12 protein-coding genes are annotated in these 12,070 nt (G+C 69.4%); 10 read left to right on the plus strand and 2 right to left on the minus strand.

Annotation, left to right across the window (positions count from 1 at the left end):
- Positions 1-140 precede the first annotated feature (140 nt).
- From ACZ56E_RS30035 to ACZ56E_RS30065, 7 genes are all read left to right on the plus strand, one after another.
- Complete coding sequence (locus ACZ56E_RS30035; protein WP_471218897.1) at positions 141-1,442, plus strand: sugar ABC transporter substrate-binding protein; 1,302 nt, start codon at positions 141-143, stop codon at positions 1,440-1,442.
- Positions 1,443-1,518: 76 nt separating this feature from the next.
- Positions 1,519-2,511, plus strand: a complete 993-nt coding sequence (locus ACZ56E_RS30040) for a carbohydrate ABC transporter permease (RefSeq protein ID WP_468609793.1) — start codon at positions 1,519-1,521, stop codon at positions 2,509-2,511.
- Positions 2,508-3,341, plus strand: a complete 834-nt coding sequence (locus ACZ56E_RS30045; protein ID WP_468609791.1) for a carbohydrate ABC transporter permease — start codon at positions 2,508-2,510, stop codon at positions 3,339-3,341. The genes ACZ56E_RS30040 and ACZ56E_RS30045 overlap by 4 nt, the downstream gene beginning before the upstream one ends.
- Before the next feature lie 237 nt (positions 3,342-3,578).
- Positions 3,579-5,150 carry an MFS transporter gene (locus tag ACZ56E_RS30050; RefSeq protein WP_471218900.1) on the plus strand — a complete coding sequence of 524 codons (1,572 nt, stop codon included), beginning with the start codon at positions 3,579-3,581 and terminating at the stop codon, positions 5,148-5,150.
- 63 nt (positions 5,151-5,213) lie between these two features.
- Positions 5,214-5,441, plus strand: a complete 228-nt coding sequence (locus ACZ56E_RS30055) for a hypothetical protein (RefSeq protein WP_471218902.1) — start codon at positions 5,214-5,216, stop codon at positions 5,439-5,441.
- 27 nt (positions 5,442-5,468) lie between these two features.
- A complete protein-coding gene (locus tag ACZ56E_RS30060) occupies positions 5,469-6,578 on the plus strand; it encodes a hypothetical protein (RefSeq protein WP_471218904.1) in 1,110 nt (369 codons plus the stop codon).
- Positions 6,579-6,754: 176 nt separating this feature from the next.
- Positions 6,755-7,108 carry a hypothetical protein gene (locus tag ACZ56E_RS30065; RefSeq protein ID WP_471218906.1) on the plus strand — a complete coding sequence of 118 codons (354 nt, stop codon included), beginning with the start codon at positions 6,755-6,757 and terminating at the stop codon, positions 7,106-7,108.
- A 12-nt stretch (positions 7,109-7,120) separates the two neighbouring features.
- Here the strand turns inward: ACZ56E_RS30065 and ACZ56E_RS30070 are convergent, their stop codons facing one another.
- Positions 7,121-7,852: an SDR family NAD(P)-dependent oxidoreductase gene (locus ACZ56E_RS30070; RefSeq protein WP_471218908.1), complete on the minus strand. Its 732-nt coding sequence runs from the start codon at positions 7,850-7,852 to the stop codon at positions 7,121-7,123.
- A gap of 81 nt (positions 7,853-7,933) precedes the next feature.
- Between ACZ56E_RS30070 and ACZ56E_RS30075 the strand changes: the two genes are divergently transcribed.
- Positions 7,934-8,677 carry a VWA domain-containing protein gene (locus ACZ56E_RS30075; protein ID WP_471218911.1) on the plus strand — a complete coding sequence of 248 codons (744 nt, stop codon included), beginning with the start codon at positions 7,934-7,936 and terminating at the stop codon, positions 8,675-8,677.
- Here ACZ56E_RS30075 and ACZ56E_RS30080 read toward each other — a convergent pair.
- Positions 8,674-9,606 (minus strand): tyrosine-protein phosphatase, encoded by a 933-nt coding sequence (locus ACZ56E_RS30080; protein WP_471218914.1) that lies wholly within the window; start codon positions 9,604-9,606, stop codon positions 8,674-8,676. The genes ACZ56E_RS30075 and ACZ56E_RS30080 overlap by 4 nt on opposite strands.
- A 344-nt stretch (positions 9,607-9,950) precedes the next feature.
- On the opposite strand from ACZ56E_RS30080, the gene ACZ56E_RS30085 reads away from it, so the two are divergent.
- Positions 9,951-10,154: a cold-shock protein gene (locus tag ACZ56E_RS30085; RefSeq protein WP_030362889.1), complete on the plus strand. Its 204-nt coding sequence runs from the start codon at positions 9,951-9,953 to the stop codon at positions 10,152-10,154.
- Between the two features lie 150 nt (positions 10,155-10,304).
- A complete protein-coding gene (locus ACZ56E_RS30090; RefSeq protein ID WP_471218916.1) occupies positions 10,305-11,918 on the plus strand; it encodes a DEAD/DEAH box helicase in 1,614 nt (537 codons plus the stop codon).
- The last annotated feature ends 152 nt before the right edge of the window (positions 11,919-12,070 follow it).

A 12,070-nucleotide genomic window follows, 5' to 3' on the forward strand; every position in this document is an offset into this window, starting at 1 on the left:
ATGGGGCGCAATGCTATGAGCGTATGTTGCGTCACCCGCAACCCTCATCACGGTTCGGCCGCTTATCCCAATGGGTCTAGACCGCCTCCGCCCAGTGTGACCACAATCGCTCCCACCAATCGGAATCTGGAGGGGCCGGCATGAATCGACGTGTCATCGCCGCTGGTTGTATCGCCATGAGTCTCGGACTGACCGCCACGGCATGCGGCGGCGATGACGGCGACGAGGGCGGCAACGCCACCGACGGCAAGGGCAAGACCCTCACCGTATGGATCATGGAGGGGACCAACCCCGACCCGCGGCCGTTCTTCAAGGAGGTCGGTGACGCCTTCGAGAAGAAGACCGGCGCCAAGATCAAGGTCGAGTACCAGCAGTGGGCCACCGCGCAGAAGAAGTTCACGACCGCCATCGAGGGCGGCGAGGACCAGGTGCCCGACGTCGCCGAGGTCGGCACCACCTGGGTGCCGCAGTTCGCGAAGACGGACGCGCTCATCGACGTCACCGACGAGGTGAAGAAGTCGGGCCTCGGTGACGACCTCGTCGAGGGCCTCAAGGACGCGGGCACGCTCGACGGCAAGCAGTACGGCATGCCCTGGTACGCGGGCGTCCGCTCGATCGTGTACCGCAAGGACATCTTCGAGAAGCACGGCCTGAAGGCCCCGACCACGTGGCCGGAGCTCAGGGCGACCGCCAAGAAGCTCAAGGAGAAGGAGCCGAAGCTCGTCTCCTTCCCGGTGGCGGGCGGCGCGGAGATGTTCGCGGCCCCCTTCGTCTGGGGCGCGGGCGGTGAACTCGCCACCGAGTCCGGCGACAAGTGGAAGTCCGGCATCAACTCGCCCGAGGCCATCAAGGGCCTCGAGTTCTACACCGGCCTCGCCACCAAGGACAAGGTCTCCCCGGCCAAGGTCAACACCTGGACCGAGAAGGAGGTCGGCGACGCCTGGAACAAGGGCGAGGTCGCCATGGCCATCGGCGGCAACTGGACCCCGAAGGCCATCGTCGACGCGAACCCCGACCTCAAGGGCAAGCTCGCCGCCGTCCCGATCCCCGGCCAGAACGGCGGCATGAGCAAGTCCTTCCTCGGCGGCTCCTACCTCTCCACGTTCAAGACCGACAAGCAGGCCCTCGCCTGGGAGTTCGTGAAGCTGATGACCACCGGCGAGTTCGCCGCCAAGTGGGCCGAGCAGACGAACTACTTCCCCGGCCAGAACTCCGAGCTGAAGAAGATCGAGGCGAAGAAGGACCCGCTCGTCGAGCCGTTCGCCAAGCAGATGCTGGAGGCCGGCGCGACCGTCCCCAAGACCCAGGCGTACGGCGAGATCCAGGCCTCCAAGGTCATCCCCGGCATGGTCCAGTCGATCCTCACCGGCAAGGCGTCCGTCAAGGAAGCGGCGGACAAGGCCGCCAAGGACATGGACGCCATCTTCGCCAAGGACGAGTAGGCAGGGACGCGCAGGCAAGGGTGCGTGAGCAAGTGCGCCCCGGCACAGGCGAGTTCGGCACTGTGAAGGACTTACCGTGAAAGACACGCTCGTCAGCGACGGACCGGAGACCCCGGTCCGCCGCGCCCCCCGGCAGCCGGACGGCGCGGCCGAGGCGGCTCTCCGTCGCAAGAAACTGATCACCCTCACCCGTCCCTGGCTCCTCCTCGCACCCGCCCTCGTGGTCCTCGCGGGCCTGCTGCTCTGGCCGCTGATCCAGGTCGGCAAGCTCTCCCTGCAGGACTACGAGGTCAAGTTCGGCGGCGGCACAGGGACGTTCACCGGCTTCGACCACTACACCGACCTGCTCTCCAGCAGCCTCCTGTGGAAGACGGTCCTGCCCAACACCGTCTTCTTCGCGTTCGCCTGCGTCGGCCTCACCGTCGCGCTCGGCACCCTCGTGGCGCTGCTGCTCAACCGGCTCGGCGCCACCTGGCGGATGATCTGCTCCATCGCGATCCTCGCCGCCTGGGCGATGCCCGCGGTGACGGGGACGTACGTCTGGATCTGGCTCTTCCAGCCGCAGGACGGCATGGTCAGCCAGATCGCGGGCTCGGTCGGCCTGATCGACCCCGAGACCACCAACTGGTTCACCGAGCGCGGCCCGTTCTACGCGATCGCCACGCTCAACGTCATCCACCACGGCTTCCCGTTCGTCGCCATCACCGTCCTCGCGGGACTCCTGACGATCCCCAAGGAGCTCTACGAAGCGGGCGAGCTGGACGGCGCCAACGCCTGGCAGCGGTTCTGGAACATCACCGTGCCGACCATCAAGCCGGTCTTCCTCGTGGTGACCATCCTCTCCACCATCTGGGACTTCAAGGTCTTCACCCAGGTCTATCTGCAACCCGGCGGCGACGGCTCCAACGAGGAGGTCTACAACCTCGGCGTCTTCTCCTACATCCAGGCCTTCGCCAAGAACGACTACGGCACGGGCGCCGCGGCCGCGGTCCTGCTCACCGTGCTGCTCCTCGTCATCACCGTCGTCTACATCCGCACGCTGTTCCGGCAGGGGGACGAGGAACTGTGACCAGCCGCCGCACCACACTCGCCGCACGCATCGGCCTGCCGGCCGCGGTCGTCGGGCTCCTCCTCTTCACGCTCTTCCCGGTCTACTGGATGATCTCCACGGCGCTCGACCCGAAGGCCACCCTGCGCGGCTCGGACGTCCTGCCGAGCGGCGTCAGCCTCGAACACTTCGAGTTCGTCTTCGAGAAGGGCAACTTCGGTACGTACCTGCTGAACTCGGCGCTCGTCGGCCTCGCCACCATCGTCGCGGCCGGGCTGCTCTCGCTCTTCGCGGCCATCGCGGTGGCACGGTTCAAGTTCCGCTTCCGCACCTCCGTGCTGATCATGATCCTGATCGTGCAGATGGTGCCCCTTGAGGCGCTCGTCATCCCGCTCTTCATCCAGATGCGGGACTACGACATGCTCAACTCCCTGCTCGGCCTGAGCATCGTCTACATCGCGCTCTCGCTGCCCTTCGCCATCTGGACGCTGCGCGGCTTCGTCGCCACCGTCCCCAAGGAGGTCGAGGAGGCCGCCTACATCGACGGGGCGTCCTGGCCGCGGATGTTCTGGTCGGTGCTGCTCCCGCTGGTCGCGCCGGGCCTTGTCGCCACCTCGATCTTCGCCTTCATCACGGCGTGGAACGAGTTCGTCTTCGCGTACACCTTCATGAAGGGCAGCGACAAGTACACGGCGGCCGTGGGCATCTACCAGTTCTTCGGTGAGAACTCCACGGCGTGGGGCCCGGTCATGGCCAGCTCCACGCTGGTCACCGTGCCGGTGATGATCTTCTTCGTGATCGTGCACAGGAAGCTGGGTTCGGGCCTGGCGGCGGGCGCCGTCAAGGGCTGACGACTCACGGCTGACAACAGTGCGGAAGGTGTACGGGGACCCCCCGTACACCTTCTTCTTTTTCTCCGTAGGGCACAAAATCAATCAGGCTGCAAATCTCGGCAGAGGTTATGCAGAGGGCATGAATTCCCTTCGGTCGCAACACTTTTGGCGGGAAATTCCACGCTTGACGGCATCGTGGGGTTTGCTTATGGTCCAGTCGTTCGAGATTCCGTCGATCGATATCCGAAGGTGTTCATGACCCCGCCTCCAGCGTTGCCGAAATCCAGGCAACGGTTGATTCTTGCCGCTCTCATGGTGTGTTCACTGCTGATCTGGCTGGAAAACACAGTTCTCAGCACCACGCTGGAAACCCTCGCGGACCCCGCCCGTGGACTCGGGGCCGATCCCGGCCAGCTGCAATGGGCGACCGGTGCGTACACCCTGGCCTTCGCCACCCTGATGTTCACCGCGGGCGCCCTTGGCGACCGGTTCGGTCACCGGACCGTGTTCTTCAGCGGCCTCGTGATCTTCGCCGGGTCCTCGCTGTGGGCGGCGTACGCGAGCGATGTGGGCCAGTTGATCGCGGCTCGAGCCGCGATGGGTACGGGCAGCGCGCTGATCACGCCCGCCATGATGGCCATCCTCATGTGGACCTTCACCGGCCCGGCCCGGGCTGCCGCGATCGGCATCTTCTCGACGTCGGCCGGTGTGGGAATGGCTGCCGGACCCGTGCTTGCGGGATTCCTGCTCGACCATTTCTGGTGGGGCTCGGTCTTTCTCATCAATGTCCCGGTCGCGGTATTGGCTCTGATCGGGCTCGCCGTACTGGTGCCGAATTTCCGCAGCCCCAGTCCGCGTCCCCTTGACCCCGCCGGAATGCTGCTCTCGATCAGCGGGCTCGTGGCGCTGGCCTACGGGCTGATCCGGGCGGGGCAGGTGGCGGCGTGGGGTCGTACCGACGTCTGGGGCCCCATCGTCGTCGGCGTTGTTCTGCTGGCCGTTTTCGTACTCGTCGAATTGCGCGTCAAGGTGCCCAGCTTCGACCCGCGACTGCTCGCCCACCGCACATTCGGCGGCGGCAATGTGGCCCTCGGACTGCTGCTCTTCGGCGTGGCCGCCATCACCTTCTACAACGCCTTCTATCTGCAGGGCGCGCTGGGCTTTTCGCCGATGAAGGCCGGTCTGGCCAATATTCCGACCGCATTGGGCGCGCTCGCGGCGGCGCCCCTCGCCTCCCGCCTGGTCCGCCGCCTGTCGCTGCGCGTCGTCGCCGTGCCGGCGCTGACCGTGGCCGCGCTCACCATGGGCGGCTACGGCTTCCTCGGGCTCCACACACCGCTCGTCTGGATCGAGATCCTGCTGTTGGTGCAGGGTCTCTCGATCGGCATGGTGATCGGACCGGTCACCGCCGCGCTGCTCAGCGACCTGCCGTTGGAGCGGGCCGGTGCCGGGTCGGCCGTCACCAACACCGTGCGGCAGACCGGCAGCGTGATCGGAATCGCGGTGGGCGGCACGATCATGTCGATCGTCTACCGGCGTGCGATCGAACCTTCGCTGGCGGACGCACCCGGTCCGGTGCGGGAGCAGGCGCGGGTCTCCGCCGAGCAGGCCCGCCACGTCGCCACCGCTGCCGACCGGCCCTCACTCGCCCAGGCCGCCGATGACGCGTTCATCCACGCCATGCACGTCGGCGCGGGCTGGATCGCGGCCATCGCACTCCTCGGAGCGGCCGTACTGCTGATCGCCTTGCCCGCCGCCGGCAAGAAGAAGGGCCCCGTGCCGGAACCGGACCGCGAAGAGGCCCGCAGCTCCGTCTGTATTGACTAAAAGTCAATTCGGCGCCACTCTCGGGACCCGGATCCAGCTGAGAGCCGTCCCCCGGGAGGCGACGTGGGCACCGAAGCACGGCAGCAGCGCGAACGGCTCGCAACCGAGCTGCGCGACGAACCACCGCGATCCTTCGACCGTTTGACGCCGGAACAGCTGGCGGAGCTCGCCGACGCGCTGGCACGGCAGCGCGAGAGCCGGGCCGCGGGACTGACCGAGGCCGCCGAGGAGGCACTGAAACTCGTGCCCGCCCTGGCCCGCGGCCCCGTCCGCCGGATTCTCTTCCGCTAGCCGAGGAGTGAGGAGCGAGGAGTCAGCATGGACAAGCTGCGCGGCAGAGCAGAGACCCGCAAGATCGCCCACCTGCTCGACGTCGAACCCGACACGCTCACCTTCCTCCAGGACCTGCCCGTGGAGGACGTACGCCGCTTCCGCACCCAGACCGTCGCGGCCCTCTTCGACCGGGCGCCCGACATGCTCGACCGGATCGCCGCCGCGACCCGACTGGTGCCCGCCGGAGTCGCCGCCGCCATCTCCCAGAAGGCGCTCGGCCCACGCCTGGCCGCCGCCGTCGCCGGACGGCTCGAACCCGCGCGCGCCGCCGACATCATCGAGAAACTGCCGGTCTCCTTCACCGCCGGGTCCTGCGCACACCTCGACCCGCGCCGGATCGAGGGCATCGTCGGCCGGCTCGACGAAGACCTCGTCGTACGTATCGCCGTCGCACTCGCCGAGCGCGGCGACCACCTCACGATGGGCCGCTTCGTCGGTCACCTGTCCGACTCCGCGCTGCGCCGCATCCTGCCGCAGGTCGACGACGCCGCCGTGCTCAGGACGGGCTTCGTGATCGACGTGCCCGAACGGCTCGGCCACATCATCGACCTGATGGGCGCGGACCGGCTCGCGTCGGTCATCGGCTCGGCCTCCGCCGACGGCCTGTGGCCCGAGGCGCTGGCCGTCGCCGGCATGGTGACCGGCGAACAGCGGGGCCGCATCGCCTTGCTCGCCGCCGGACAGCCGCAGGACCGCCTCGACACACTCGTCGCGACGGTCGCGGAGCAGGACCTGTGGGAGTCCCTGCTGCCGCTGGTCGCGCTGCTGAGCGAGGCGGAGCGCCGCACGGTGGCCGAACTGCCGTCCCTGCGCGGCGCGGACGTGCTCGCCGCGGTGGTGCGCGCGGTCGTCGCCACCGGCCTGTGGGCGGAGTTCCTGCCGCTCGTGGACGCGCTCCCCGCCGACTCCCGCAAGACCGTCGCCGACACCGCGGGAGCCCTGCCCGAACCCGATCTGGACGCGCTCGCCAGGGAGGTCGACAAGCAGGACCTGTGGGAACTCGTCATGCCGCTCGTCGAGCTGATGGACGACGAGGCGAAGACGCGGATCTTCGCGCTCCCGGCGTTCCAGGAGCAGACCGGACGCCGGCCCTGACGGGTACGCCACACGGCGGACGCGGCACCGGTGTGGCGGCCCCGCGCGGGTGACACCCCGCATAAACGGGCCGCGGACCGGGGAAGGCGGAGCCGGACCCGTCGACTCCCGCACGGGTCCGGCCACCCCTCCCAGCCGCCGGGCCCCCGCCCGGCGCCCGTACGGAAAAAGGTCACATGCGCCCTCGCCACACCGTCGCCGCCCTCCTCGGCGCGCTCGCCCTCACCGTCGCCCTGCCGACCTCCGCGAGCGCCACCGGCGGCGCCTTCCACTACAAGTTCCTCGACGACGGCAAGACCCGGTACGCCACCCTCCACCACCCGGCGAGCCCCGCCTGCATCACCCTCCCCGAGGTCGCGGACGAGGACATGTCCAAGCCCGCGTTCGCCCCGTACAACGACACCGAAGCCACGGCGATCGTGTTCGAGGACGCCGACTGCGGCGGCGACCACTGGACCCTGAAGCCGCACGGCAAGCCCGCCAAGGACCGCCTCAAGCTCCGCTCGGTCTACTTCTACGACCGCGTCTGACCCACAGGGCGCTCATCCCGTCGTCGAACCGCCGTCCACGGTGAACTCCGCTCCCGTGACGTACGACGCCGCGTCCGACGCCAGGAACAGCACCAGTTCGCCGACCTCCTCCGGGCGGCCCATCCTGCCCAGCGGCAGATGCGACCAGTCCCGCCCGGCGGAGGCCGCGGAGATCATCGGGGTGTCGACCGCCCCCGGGTGCACGGAGTTCACCCGCACCCGGTACTTCGCCAGATCCAGCGCCGCCGAGCGGGTCAGCCCCCGCAGGCCGAACTTCGTCGAGCCGTACGCCGCGTGGCCCGGGATGCCGACCAGGCCCGCCGTCGACGACACGTTCACCACCGAGCCGCCGCCCGCCTCCTTCAGCGCGGGCAGCACCGCCTGGATGCCCAGGAAGGGCCCCAGGAGATTCACCCGGACCAGGGCCTCGAAGTTCTCGTACGTCTCGTCCTCCACGGACGCCGTCCGCCACAGCGCGGCGTTGTTCACCAGGACGTCGAGCCGCCCGAAGGCACCGAGAGCCGCCGCCACGGCCGACGCCCAGCTCTCCGCGCCGGTGACGTCGTGGCGTACGAACAGCCCCTGGTCCCCCAGCGCACGGGCCACCTCGCGGCCCTCCGCCTCCCGTACGTCCGTGACCACGACCCGCGCACCGGCCGCCGCGAAGAGCCGTGCCTCCGCCGCGCCCTGACCGCGCCCCGCCCCGGTGATGAGGACGACCTTGCCGTCCAGGCCGTGGTGCATGCCATCCTCCGTACGTCCGTACGTGCCGAATCGGCATGTGTCTAGCAGTCATGTGTGCAAGTCGGAAGGGCGGGGCGGGACATGGGATCCGCGATCAGTCTGCGCAAGGTGGAGGACTCGGCTCCGGCGCTGGTCAGCCTCTACAAGAGCGCCGGGGTCTCCCTGCGCAAACACGGCCTGGACGGGGCACGGGCCGCCGTCTACCTGGTCGTGGACTACTCCGGTTCCATGCGGCCCTACTACAAGGACGGCAGCGTGCAGGCGCTCGCCGACCGCGTCCTCGGCCTCTCCGCGCACCTGGACGACGACGGGGTCGTGCCCACCGTCTTCTTCTCGACCGACGTCGACGCGGTGACGGACATCGCGCTGGACAACCACAGCGGGCGCGTCGACGAGATCGTCGCCGGGCTCGGGCACATGGGCAAGACGAGCTACCACCTGGCGATGGACGCCGTCATCGATCATTACGTCGACAGCTGTGCCGACGGTGCCACGGCGCCCGCCCTCGTCGTCTTCCAGACCGACGGCGGCCCCATCAACAAGCTCGCCGCCGAGCGCTATCTGTGCAAGGCGGCGAAGCTCCCGCTGTTCTGGCAGTTCATCGGCTTCGGCGACCCGGCGAGCAAGCAGTTCGACTACCTCAGGAAGCTCGACGAGCTCGCCGTGCCCGCCCGGCGTCCGGTCGACAACGCGGGCTTCTTCCACGCGGGGGAGGACCCGCTGGCCGTGCCGGACGACGAGCTGTACGACCGGCTCGTGGGGGAGTTCCCCGCGTGGCTCGCGGCGGCGCGGGACGCGGGGATCGCTGCTCCCGCGGGCGGCTAGTCGACCAGGCGCTCGCGCAGCTTCAGGATCGTGCCCGCGTCGAGCCCGAGCCCTTTGCTCAGATAGCCCTGCAGGCCGCCGTACCGCTGCGCCGCCTCGTCGAGCGCCGTGTCGAGGTACTCGGTGCGGACCTCCTGGAGGGGGATGATCAGGTCCGGGTTCTGCATCAGGCCGCCCTGCTTCAGCTGCTCGCGGAGCCTCGCGTCGTGTGCGGCGCGGTAGGTGTTGGAGGCCAGGTAGTCGCCGACGGCGGTCTGTCCGGGCACGCCGACCAGGCGCAGCAGGAGGTACGTCGTCCAGCCGGTGCGGTCCTTGCCCGCCGTGCAGTGGTAGAGCAGGGGCGAGCGGGTGCCGGCGATGTCGCGCAGGGTGGCCGCGAACTGGGCGCGGTTGGCGGCGTCGCTGACGAACGTGCGGTAGACGCCGCGCATGAACGCGGCCGCCTTTCCGTTGCCCAGCATCTCCTCCTGCCGGACCGGGTCCCGGGAGCCGATCGCGGTGATGAGCTGGGTGAACAGGCCGTTGTCGGTGATCGGCCTGGAGGTGGGGGAGAGCCCGGCGGGCAGCCGGTCGGGGCCGTCGTACTGCACCTCGGCGGGCACCCGGAAGTCGATGACCTTCGTCAGGCCGAGCCCGGCGACCCTGTCGACGTCGGCGTCGGTGAGGTCGCTGAGGGCGTCGGCACGGTAGACGCGGCCGTGGCGGACCCGCTCGCCGTCGTAGGTGCGATAGCCACCCACGTCCCGTACGTTCACCGCGCCCTGGAGCGGGATGTGACGGAGGGTGTCGGAGGCGTACCGGGATGCGGCGGGGGCCGCGAGCGCCGTGGGCGTGACGGGTTCGACGGGGGCCGCCCAGGCGGGCAGGGTGCCCAGGGCGAGCGCGGAGATCGCCAGTCCGGTCGCGGTACGGGTACGAGAGATGCGCATCGGTCCGCCTTCCCACCGGCAGGGTGCCGGCCGCTCTTCGGCTCAACCAAGCGATTGTTTGGTAGAAGGTAGCGAGGGCCTCCCCAAGGGGGAAGGGGCATGCCGGGGACGCCCGGCGCCCGGACGCGACGTACGTCTCACGGGGTCGGGAACAACGGGTCCCGCGGGCGTGTTAAAGTTATGTGTTGCAGTTTTGGTACCCATGAACTTTATGTGCGCCTGACGGGAATGCTCCGAGGGCGCATTATTGTTTTTTCCGGTTCTCTCCGGATGGGGGTCATTGCAGCGCTGGAGAATCGCAATACCGTGGTTCCCCATTCACTGCCCCTGTTGAGGAGATTGACATGGCAACCGGCACCGTTAAGTGGTTCAACTCGGAAAAGGGCTTCGGCTTCATCGAGCAGGACGGCGGCGGCCCCGACGTCTTCGCCCACTACTCGAACATCGCGTCCTCCGGCTTCCGCGAGCTCCTCGAGGGCCAGAAGGTCTCCTTCGAGGTGACGCAGGGCCAGAAGGGCCTGCAGGCCGAGAACATCGTTCCTGCCTGATCGTCGCAGCGCGCGAACCTCACAGCCGAGGCCCGCACCGGAAGGTGCGGGCCTCGGCTTGCGCTGTCATCGGGCCCTACCGGGCCCAGAGCCGCACCGGCTCAGAGGTCCATAGGTCCGGAAGTCCAGCGACCAGGAAGGCACTACTGCATGAATCGCCCCGAACGCCCGGCACGCCCCGCCCGCAAGCGTCCCGCCAACGCAGCAGGAAAGGGCAGGCCGAACGGCCAGGCAAAGGGCTCCGCGAATTCCGGGAGGAATTCAGGGAGCCGTAAGCCGAGGCCCGTCCAGGGCGGCGAGTTCGCGCTGCCCGAGAGCATCACGCCCGCGCTGCCCGCCGTCGAGGCCTTCGGTGACCTGGACATGCCCGAGGCCCTCCTGAAGACGCTGGCCACCCAGGGCGTCACGGACCCCTTCCCGATCCAGGCGGCCACCCTCCCCAACTCGCTCGCCGGGCGCGACATCCTCGGCCGCGGCCGCACGGGCTCCGGCAAGACCCTCGCCTTCGGCCTCGCCCTGCTGGCCCGCACGGCCGGACGGCGCGCCGAGTCGAAGTCCCCGCTCGCCATGGTCCTCGTCCCCACGCGCGAGCTGGCCCAGCAGGTGACGGACGCCCTCACGCCGTACGCGACGTCGGTGAACCTCCGCATGGCCACGGTCGTCGGCGGCATGTCGATCAGCCGGCAGTCCGGGACGCTGCGCCGCGGCGCCGAGGTCCTGGTGGCCACCCCCGGCCGCCTCAAGGACCTCATCGAGCGCGGCGACTGCGACCTGTCGCAGGTCCGCACGACGGTCCTCGACGAGGCCGACCAGATGGCCGACATGGGCTTCATGCCGCAGGTCACCGCGCTGCTCAAGCAGGTCGCGCAGGGCGGCCAGACGATGCTCTTCTCGGCGACGCTCGACAAGAACATCGACCGGCTCGTACGGATGTTCCTCACCGACCCCGTCGTGCACTCCGTCGACCCTTCGGCGGGCGCCGTCACGACGATGGAGCACCACGTGCTGTACGTCGCCGACGAGACGGACAAGAAGGCCGTGGCCATGCGGATCGCCGCCCGTGAGGGCCGCGTGATCATGTTCCTGGACACCAAGCGCGCGGTGGACCGCTTCACCAAGCGGCTGCTCGCCAACGGCGTGCGCGCCTCCGGGCTGCACGGCGGACGGTCGCAGCCGCAGCGCAACCGGACGCTCGACCAGTTCAAGAACGGCCAGGTCACCGCGCTGATCGCGACGAACGTCGCGGCGCGCGGCATCCACGTCGACGACCTCGACCTGGTCGTCAACATCGACCCGCCCGCCGATCACAAGGACTACCTCCACCGCGGCGGGCGCACGGCGCGCGCGGGGGAGTCGGGCAGCGTCGTCACCCTCGTACTCCCCGAGGAGAAGCGCGAGATGACGCGCCTCATGACCGACGCGGAGATCCGGCCGAACACGGCGCGGGTCTCCTCCTCGGACGAGGAGCTCGCGCGCATCACCGGCGCGCGGGAGCCGTCGGGCGTGCCGGTCGTCATCGAGACGCCGCAGCCGCAGCAGCAGCAGGCCAAGACGCCCGCGCAGCGCCGTCGTCGCCCGCGCGGAGGCGCGGGCACGGGTGCGCAGGCGCAGGGTGGCGGCCAGGGCCAGCGGCGCGCTCCCCGCCAGGGTCAGGGCCAGGGTGGCCAGGCCAGGGGTGGATCCGGCGGAGCCACCGCCGGCGCCCGCACCCGCCGCAGCCGCCCCAGTGGCGGCGAACAGGGGGGCCGCCGCTCAGCGGCGTGACACGGAGGCGTGAGCCTGGTGAGAGGTGGGGTGCGGGCGGCAATGTAGGCCGCCCGCACCCCTCGTACCGCCCGTATCACCGGCACCGTCAGTCCCCCCCCCGCACCACCAGCACCATCCCGCACCACCCGCACCACCCGGCCCAAAGGAGC

The organism is Streptomyces sp. NPDC039480, from assembly GCF_055597165.1.

What these genes read in the sequence shown, in the direction of transcription:
- ACZ56E_RS30060 (WP_471218904.1), top strand. Translation starts at nt 5,469, where the DNA reads ATGGACAAGCTGCGCGGCAGAGCAGAGACCCGCAAGATCGCCCACCTG.
- ACZ56E_RS30070 (WP_471218908.1), bottom strand. Translation starts at nt 7,852, where the DNA reads ATGCACCACGGCCTGGACGGCAAGGTCGTCCTCATCACCGGGGCGGGG.
- ACZ56E_RS30075 (WP_471218911.1), top strand. Translation starts at nt 7,934, where the DNA reads ATGGGATCCGCGATCAGTCTGCGCAAGGTGGAGGACTCGGCTCCGGCG.
- ACZ56E_RS30080 (WP_471218914.1), bottom strand. Translation starts at nt 9,606, where the DNA reads ATGCGCATCTCTCGTACCCGTACCGCGACCGGACTGGCGATCTCCGCG.
- ACZ56E_RS30085 (WP_030362889.1), top strand. Translation starts at nt 9,951, where the DNA reads ATGGCAACCGGCACCGTTAAGTGGTTCAACTCGGAAAAGGGCTTCGGC.
- ACZ56E_RS30050 (WP_471218900.1), top strand. Translation starts at nt 3,579, where the DNA reads ATGACCCCGCCTCCAGCGTTGCCGAAATCCAGGCAACGGTTGATTCTT.
- ACZ56E_RS30065 (WP_471218906.1), top strand. Translation starts at nt 6,755, where the DNA reads ATGCGCCCTCGCCACACCGTCGCCGCCCTCCTCGGCGCGCTCGCCCTC.
- ACZ56E_RS30035 (WP_471218897.1), top strand. Translation starts at nt 141, where the DNA reads ATGAATCGACGTGTCATCGCCGCTGGTTGTATCGCCATGAGTCTCGGA.
- ACZ56E_RS30090 (WP_471218916.1), top strand. Translation starts at nt 10,305, where the DNA reads ATGAATCGCCCCGAACGCCCGGCACGCCCCGCCCGCAAGCGTCCCGCC.